Here is an 8,175-nt window from a genome sequence, read left to right as displayed (position 1 = left end):
GCGCCCGGCCCGCCGCCCCAAGGGAGCCGAGAGCGCGGCCCGTATCCGCCGGTTGATCCGGCAGATCGCCAGGTACTGGCCCAAGACAGAAATCCTGCTGCGAGCCGACAGCCACTACTGCACCCCGCAGGTTCTGGACCTGTGTGACGGGCTCGGGCTGCGCTATGTCTTCGGTCTGTCAAAGAACGGCCGTCTGGCGCAGAACATCTCGGCTCTGGAAGCGTCGACGGCGGCGCGCTACGTCCGGACGCCGGGTCAGAAGCTGCGCCGGTTCAAAACCTTCTCCTACGCGGCTCGGTCGTGGTCGAAACCCCGCCGCGTCATCGCCCGCGTCGAGGTTGGCCCCATGGGTCGGGACACCCGCTACGTCGTCACCAACCTCGAGGGCGATCGCGGCAAGCATCTTTACGAGAAGCTCTATTCCGCTCGCGGCCAGGCCGAGAACCACATCAAGGCGTGGAAGGCCCACCTCGCAGCAGACCGGACGTCGTGCTCGAAAGCCAACGCCAATCAGATGCGTCTGATGCTGCACGGCTGCGCCTACTGGGTCTGGTGGAAACTCCGCGCGGCTTGCCCAAAACGTTCACCATGGCGCCGCGCCCAGTTCGACACGCTGCGACTGCATCTCGTCAAGCTGGCCGCCACCATCGTCGAAAAGAAGACCCGGATCATCGTGACCCTGCCGGCATCGTGTCCCCGAAAGGGACTTCTCCTCCTTCTCTTCGACGCCCTCGCCCCACCGAAAACAGCCTGACGCATGCGCCCCGACAAACCCCGAAACATCAATCCACACCACCCAAGACCCAAGTCACCGGCCGGCCTGCCAACCGGACGCAAACACCGGGTGCGCGCAAGAAAACCGAGACCGGGGAAACCATCCCACGGAGCACAAGTCCGCAGCTTCATGAATTATGCGGGTTAAGTGCCCTTCAGATCGTCCGCCGTCGGATAGACCTCCCATCCGCCGGCCCGAGCGCATTTGATCGCAGAAGCGCGATTGGCGAAATCGCTGGCCGCCTCCAGCTCTACCCCGCGCCCTAGCGCCATCGCGAACGCGCCGTGCCACAAATCCCCCGCCCCAAGCGTATCCACGGCGTCAATGCTCGGGGCCGGAACATGGAGACCCTCGTGCCAGCGCACGCCTCGGGCGCCATCAGTATAGGCGACGAGCCCCGGCAGGCACCCGCCGGCCATGCGCAACGCGGCATTGAGATCCTCGACACCTGTGAAGTCGCGCAGACCCGGCGCAGAAAAGACGACATGCGAGGCCAGCACGGCGAGCGCGTCGGGCGTATATTTCTCACCGTCAAGGATGCCGGGGCGGCCGGAACCATGCGCCGCACGAAGCCCGGCCTCCGCAGCCTCCGGCCATCTGCAATCCGCGAGCACTGCGTCGAAGGCGGGCAGAGGCGGCGGTGTCACGGGCAGGTCCGCGCCCGGAAAGTTGACGATCATCCGCTCTCCCGAAGCGTCCACCATCACCGATGATTGCGGTGTCCGCCCACCCCGCGCCACGGCCAGCGTCACGCCCGCAGCCTCCAGCATCGCGGCCAGTTCATCACCGGCTGGGTCTTGCCCCAGCCGCGTCATCAGGACGACCTCGGCCCCCAGACGCGCGGCGCCGACGGCGGCATTGGCGGCGCAGCCACCGCCGATCCGGACGAGATTCCGACTGCGATGCTTGGTCCCGCCAACCGGCAGCGTGTCCATGTAATGCACCTGATCGAGCACCGAGATCCCGATGACGAGCAGCTTCATTGGACGAACCTCCGGCCCGGCGGCACGTTCTTCGCCGTGCGGCATCGGTCAGTTGAGCCGCAGATCCCTCCCCACGCGTCCGGGCCAGCCGTACGGGCACCGCAACGTTTGATGTCTGCACGGCAGAGATTGCCGGTTGGCAAAGCCCGCGCAGGAGAATTCTGGCAGGCCAAGACGCCATGGACCGACCGCTTCGCAACCCGCGGCGCATATGGCGACCGGCGGTTCACGCTGATGCAGCAGTCCGATGCCGCCTGCGAACCCCGCTGGCCCAAAGCCTCAGCGCGTCGGCAGTTCCGCAATCGTCCGGCCGTACGAAAGATTGACGCCGAGCGCACTTGGCCACTCTGCACACCGCGCCGCAGCGTCGGAGCCGAAGTTCTTGCGCCGCTGGCAGGTCGCTCGGGATGAGGAGGAGATGCGCTTCCATATGCCGATCTTGGTCGCTCTGCCCGCTATGTCCACCCTCCTCACACCCGGCCCATAACCAAACACCGGACCCAATGACGCGCGGACGACGCGGAAGTCCGCCACAGACGGCGATCCGGACGCGACCAGCACACGCTCTCCGCACGGTGCCTGCGCAGATCGACGCAGCACACGAACCTGCGCAGGAAATCCGCGTTTGAAGTGACCTGCTTTGTCGAGGGAGCCGCCGCACTGACCAAGATCGACCCCGATATGCGCCCCCCGCTCGAGCGGTGGCTGGGCCGTCCGATCGGCACGCGCGCAAGCTACCGGCCGCCGCTGATGCTCGCGATGCTCTATCTCGCGGCGATCGGGGTCGGGGCGATGCTGCTCATGACGCCTTTCGCGGGTGGGATGCCGTGGTGGGACGCGCTCTTCACGGCCGTTTCGGCGGTGACGGTGACGGGGCTGTCGACGGTGCCGGTGCATGCCATCCTGACGCCTTGGGGCATGGCGGTGCTGGCGGTTCTGATGCAGATCGGCGGCCTCGGCCTGATGACCTTCGCCGTCCTTGCCTTTCGCGGTCCGGCAGCTTCGTCTTCCGAAGACGGCAAAGGCGACGATGTGGCGGAAACGGCCTTTGATTCCTCCGAGCGCCCGATCTATCGGCTGCCGCGAATTGCCTTCCGGGTCCTGATCTTCGCCGCGACGGCGCAGGCGATCGGCACGGCGATCTTGGCGCCCGCACTAATCTCTGATCACGGGCTTTGGGGCGGTCTGGGGCGGGCTGCGTTCCTCGCGATCTCGGCCTTCTGCAACTCCGGTTTCACGCCGTTCGCCAATTCGATGCAGGGCCAGGAGGCGGCGGTCCTCGCGATCGTCGCGGTTCTCTTCGTCGTGGGCGGGCTGGGGTATCTGGTGCTCGGGGATCTGTGGCGCCTGATGCGCGGGGATCACGGGCTCTCGCTTCATTCGCGTCTGGTCCTGATCGGCACGGGGGCGCTAGCCGTCACCGGCTGGGCCGGGATCATGTTGAGCGAACCGCTCACGCCGTTTCTGGCGCTGTTTCAGGCGCTGACACCACGTACGGCCGGGTTCGATGCGGTCGGTGCGGGAGATTACGGCCCCGTCGCGCACGGCCTGACCATCGTGCTGATGTTCATCGGCGCCGGCGCAACCTCGACGGCGGGCGGGATCAAGGTCGCGACGATGATGGTGCTGGTCCTCGCGCTCTGGGCGAAGCTGAGAAACCGCTCCGGCCCGCGCATGGGAGGGGTCAAGCTGACGCCGGGCGCGGTGCGGCGGGTCTTCGCGCTGGCCCTCGCCGCCGTCACGATCATCGCGGTGGGGACGGGACTGATGATGCTCACGGCGTCGCGTCCGGTCGCCGCCGTCCTGTTCGAGGCGGCCTCGGCATTCGGGACGGCGGGCCTGTCCACGGGCGTCACCGAGGAGGCCGACGGGTTGGGCCGCGCCGTGCTCATGCTGCTGATGTTCTTGGGGCGGATCGGACCGATGACGCTGGCCTGGCTCATCGTCGCGCGTGCGGTCGACAACCTGAAGGAGGGCGAGGAGGACGTCCCGACCTCCTGATGCCCAGCCGGTCAGCGGGCCCTGCAATGCTGTCGGGCGGCGGGAACAGCCCCGGCACGCTGCCGGAGCCGCCTTCTTGCGTTATACTACGGCATGTCCCGCTCGCGGCGGGCGTTCACGTTCTCCTCCGCCTCGGTGATGGCCGCGCGAAAGTTGGTGAGCATCTCGTCGCCCCCGTCGACGTTCTGCGCGAACCAGTCGTAGACCGGCGAGGCGGCTTCCTGGAATGCCACCTTCTCGTCGGGCGTGGGCACGTACAGGTCGCCGCCACCGTCGACGAAAGCCGCATAGGCGTCGATCGACTTGCGCTTGGGGCTCGCGAAGGTCGCCTGCTGGAGCGCGGCGAACCCATCGACCACGACGCGCTGCAATTCGGGCGGAAGCGACGTGAAGGCCTCGTTGTTCATCACCCAGATCGCCGCCATGTAGGCATGACCGTCCAGCGTCAGGTATTGCAGCCCGGCATCGGGGAACTTCATCCCCATGATGTCGGTGATGCCGTTTTTCGTCCCCTCGACGACACCCGTCTGCAGCGAAGTGAAGAGCTCGGGCCACGGGATCGGCGTCGGACTCGCGCCCACCGCACGGACCAGCTCCTGCGGCAGGTCGGCGACCACGGTCCGGATCTTGAGCCCCTCGAGGTCGGAGGGCTGCGTCACGCGCCGCTCCGTGTTGGCGAAGTTCCGCCAGCCGCCGGTATTGCCGATCGTCATGATCCGGATCGTATCGCCGGAATCCGCCAGCGCCCGCTCCCGCATCTGCGCCGTCAAGTCGGTATTGGTCAGAACCTCCTCGGCGATGCGGTCGTCGGACATCAGATACGGCAGGTCGAAGATCTGCACGTACGGAAAGATTCCCGCCGCGCCGCCCGAGGTCGTCACGAAGATGTCGATGGATCCGTCGGCCACGCCCTGCAGGCATTCCGCCCCGTTGGCACAGAGTTGCGTGCCGATGAACAGCTCGACCTCGATCGCGCCGTTCGAGGCCGATTCGACATAGTTCTTGAAGACGACGAGGCCGTCGTAATCCTCGTCGTTCTCGTTGGAATTCGCGGTCGCGCGGAACGTGTAGTCCTGCGCAGCCGCCGGCATCGCCAGCATCGCGGCCAGCGCCGCGGTGCGCAGCCCGGTCAGAATTTTCATCGTGAACCTCCCGTGTTTATCGCTCAAAGAAACCCGAAGAAGCGCGGCACCGCCAGCGAAATGGCGGGAACATAAGTGATCAACCCGATCACCAGCACCTCGACGGCGAGGAAGGGAAGGATCGCGCGGGCGATCGTCTCCACCCGCTCGCCCGAGACGGAGGACGCGACGAACAGCACGAGACCCATCGGCGGCGTCGCGAGGCCCACCGTCAGGTTGACCGACATGATCATGGCAAAATGCACCGGATCCACCCCGAGCGAGGTGAAGATCGGCCCAAGGATCGGCCCCAGAATGATGATCGCCGGACCCGCATCGAGGAACATGCCGACGATGAACAAAAGCAGGTTGATGAGAAGCAGCAGGATCAGCGGATTCTCCGCCAGCGTCAGGATGAAATCCGCCAGCGTCTCGGGCGCATGGCTGAGCGCGACGACCGTCTTGAAGGCCATCGCCGCCCCCACCAGCAGCAGCACGACCGAGGACGCCAGCGCCGCGCGCAACAAAACCTCGGGCAGGTCGCGCCATGTCATCTCGCGCAGGACGAACAGGCTGACGATGGCGGCATAGGCCACCGCCACGGCGCTCGCCTCCGTCGGTGTGAAGGCTCCGCCGAGAATGCCGCCCAGAATGATGACTGGGGTCAGAAGCGGAAAGAACGCCTTGAGCGAGGCCTGACCCTTCTCGCCCCAGGTCGCGCGCCTCCTGAGCGGCGGGAAATCGCTCCTGCGGCGCGCGATGACGTTCGTGACGATCATCAGGCCCAGACCCACAAGAACGCCCGGCACGACACCCGCCAGGAACAGGGCCGCGACCGACTGCTCCATCACGTAGGCATAGATGATCATGATGCCCGAGGGCGGAATGATCGGCCCGATCACCGAGGATGCGGCCGTGACGGCGGCGGAGAAGCGGCGGGTATAGCCCTCCCGCTCCATCGCGGGGATCAGCATCGACCCCAATGCGGAGGTATCGGCCACCGCCGAGCCGGAGAGACCGGCAAAAAGCATCGAGGACAGGATGTTCACCTGCGCGAGACCGGCGCGGAAGTGCCCGACGCAGGCCTGCGAAAACTCCACCAGCCGCAGGGTGATGCCGCCCCGGTTCATCAATTCGCCCGCCAGCATGAAGAACGGGATCGCCATGAGCGGAAAGCTGTCCATCCCATTATACATGTTGCGATAGAGCAGGACGAGATCACGCTCCTGCCCGCTGAGCCACAACATCACACCGGGCGCGAAGAGCAGCGCGAAGAAGACCGGCAGGCCGATCATCAGGACGACGAGGAAGACGGGCAGGAACCAGATGAGCATCGGCTATTCCGCCCCCGCCGCGACATCCACTGCCTCCGGGATTGGAGGCAGCGCGCCGCCCCGCCCCGCAAGCCGCACGACTTGCCGCAAGATAAGCTCCACCACGACCGAGACCATCATGGCGAGCCCCGTGACCAGGGAGGCCATCATCCAGGCCCGGGGCATCTTCTCCCATCCCCCGGAGGTCGGATAATAGAGCGACGAACTGGTGAATCTCCCGGAAAAGCCTGTGACCTCCGCCCAGCCGATCCGCACCGCCACGACCAGCACCACAAGCGAAAGGACCAGCAGGATCAGCGCTAGCACCCCGCCCAGTAGACGCGGCAGGATACGCTGGATCATGTCGATTGCCACGAAGCCGCCCCGCCGCAGGGCCGTCGGGGCAACCACCATCAGCCACAGCATCCCGAAGCGTGCCGCCTCCTCGGGCCAGGGCAGCGGGTCGGACAGGACGTAGCGCCAGAAGACCTGCACGAGGATGAAGACCACCATCAGCGCCATGCACGCGACCCCGACCCATCGGCCCACGGCAAGCGCCCCAGCGTTCAGCGCGCCGAGCCAGCGGATCGAATTGAGAATTGCCGCCACATGCCCCCCCCGCGATGCGTGCCGGAGTGAATGCAGCGACCGCGCCGCCCGTCAACCGCCAAGAGGCATGGACGCGGCCGGAGGCGGTTGCGGAGGCGCAAATGATGGCCTCGGAGACCCCCGCTGGTGCATGGGCCGACCGCTCCGCCTGGCTTTTGGACATTGGGTTGCAATTGCCTTGGACGTTCCCGCAGAGACTGCATGTGATGGAAGGGCGGCGACTTTGAGGGGCCGCGGGGGCGGGGTGTCGCGGGGGTTGGCCGGCGGCGGAGGGGCGCGCCGGGCTTGGGCGGCCAGAAGAGCAGGAGTGCGTTCATGACGATGCCGACATATCCCGATCTCGCAGGCGCGTCGGTCTTCATCACCGGCGGCGGCTCCGGCATCGGCGCGGCGCTGACCGAGGGGTTCCTGCGGCAGGGTGCGAAGGTCGCCTTCGTCGGGCGCTCCGATTACGGCGGCTTCGTGCGCGAGATGGCGGAGGCGACGGGCAACGCGCCGCTGTTTGTGCGCTGCGACGTGACCGACACGGCCGGGCTGCGCGCCGCCATGGACGCGGCCGCCGAGGCGCACGGCCCGATCACCCGCCTCGTCAACAACGCCGCCAACGACCAGCGGCACGACACGCTCGACGTGGACGAGGAATTCTACGACTGGTCCCAGTCGATCAACCTCAAGAGCCACTTCTTCGCCTGTCAACCAGACTACACGACTCCCACCCGCAGCCGTCTCGGGACGACGAGATTTCGGGCGACGAGAGGCGTTTCGGGACCGGACCGCATCCATCGTCGGACCTCATCGAAGCCGGTCCGGAACCAGGATTTCGAGCAGTATCCGTGCTTCTTCCGGGCGGGGTATTTGTGTCCCATGAGCTGGGCTGCAGCACGGCAGATGAGGGCGATGGCAATAGCGGTTATGGCGATGAGCAGAGACAACTTGGACGCGAGCGTCAGGCGGGTGTCCTCCAGGTTCAGCCCCCGCGTCTTGCTGTCGGCGAACAGGCACTCGATGAGCCAGCGCTTCTTGTACTGCCGCAGGATGTGCGCGCCAGTGGCTGGATAGGGCGAAGCCACCACGAGAAGCTCGCGGCCGTTGGTACGGACTATCTGGCCCTCCTTCATGCGGATCGCGAAGGGGATCTCCTGCTCGACGAGAAAAGTGAACCATTCCTGACCGATGAACTCGCGATCCGCCAGCAGCATCCGAACGGTTGAGGCGTCGAAATACGCGAGATACCGCTTCATCAGCGCGATGCGCTGAGCGGTCGTGCTGTTGCCGGAATGCGGGAGCATGGTCCACATCAACGGGACACGGAACCTGGCCGTGATGACGGCCAACACGAGGACGTTAACGTCGGTCTTGCCGATCTTCCAGTT

General features: G+C 66.2%; 7 protein-coding genes and 1 pseudogene. 3 read left to right on the top strand and 5 right to left on the bottom strand.

Translation table 11 applies throughout. The annotated features are described in order from the left end of the window. Positions 1 to 754: IS1380 family transposase (locus JSE7799_RS13350; RefSeq protein WP_144431704.1), on the top strand; the 754-nt coding region annotated here is incomplete at its 5' end. Between the two features lie 164 nt (positions 755 to 918). On the opposite strand, the gene JSE7799_RS13345 is transcribed toward JSE7799_RS13350, so the two are convergent. Then, positions 919 to 1,758 (bottom strand): PfkB family carbohydrate kinase, encoded by an 840-nt coding sequence (locus JSE7799_RS13345; protein ID WP_083480591.1) that lies wholly within the window; start codon positions 1,756 to 1,758, stop codon positions 919 to 921. A 630-nt stretch (positions 1,759 to 2,388) separates the two neighbouring features. Between JSE7799_RS13345 and JSE7799_RS13340 the strand changes: the two genes are divergently transcribed. Then, complete coding sequence (locus JSE7799_RS13340; RefSeq protein ID WP_055664060.1) at positions 2,389 to 3,759, top strand: TrkH family potassium uptake protein; 1,371 nt, start codon at positions 2,389 to 2,391, stop codon at positions 3,757 to 3,759. Between the two features lie 86 nt (positions 3,760 to 3,845). Here the strand turns inward: JSE7799_RS13340 and JSE7799_RS13335 are convergent, their stop codons facing one another. From JSE7799_RS13335 to JSE7799_RS13325, 3 genes are read right to left on the bottom strand one after another with little or no spacing between them, the layout of a single operon-like run. Next, positions 3,846 to 4,901 carry a TRAP transporter substrate-binding protein gene (locus tag JSE7799_RS13335; RefSeq protein WP_055664059.1) on the bottom strand — a complete coding sequence of 352 codons (1,056 nt, stop codon included), beginning with the start codon at positions 4,899 to 4,901 and terminating at the stop codon, positions 3,846 to 3,848. Positions 4,902 to 4,924: 23 nt separating this feature from the next. Beyond that, positions 4,925 to 6,214, bottom strand: a complete 1,290-nt coding sequence (locus JSE7799_RS13330) for a TRAP transporter large permease (protein WP_055664058.1) — start codon at positions 6,212 to 6,214, stop codon at positions 4,925 to 4,927. Between the two features lie 3 nt (positions 6,215 to 6,217). Beyond that, complete coding sequence (locus JSE7799_RS13325) at positions 6,218 to 6,802, bottom strand: TRAP transporter small permease (protein WP_055664057.1); 585 nt, start codon at positions 6,800 to 6,802, stop codon at positions 6,218 to 6,220. A 315-nt stretch (positions 6,803 to 7,117) separates the two neighbouring features. Between JSE7799_RS13325 and JSE7799_RS13320 the strand changes: the two are divergent. After that, positions 7,118 to 7,498, top strand: a pseudogene (locus tag JSE7799_RS13320) (SDR family NAD(P)-dependent oxidoreductase); the annotation flags it as partial. 5 nt (positions 7,499 to 7,503) lie between these two features. On the opposite strand, the gene JSE7799_RS19970 reads toward JSE7799_RS13320, so the two are convergent. After that, on the bottom strand, positions 7,504 to 8,175 hold a 672-nt coding region (locus JSE7799_RS19970; RefSeq protein WP_144431703.1), incomplete at its 5' end, for a transposase.

The sequence above is a fragment of the Jannaschia seosinensis genome (assembly GCF_001408515.1).
GTDB lineage: Bacteria > Pseudomonadota > Alphaproteobacteria > Rhodobacterales > Rhodobacteraceae > Jannaschia > Jannaschia seosinensis.
This window is presented reverse-complemented; position numbering and strand designations above follow the sequence as displayed.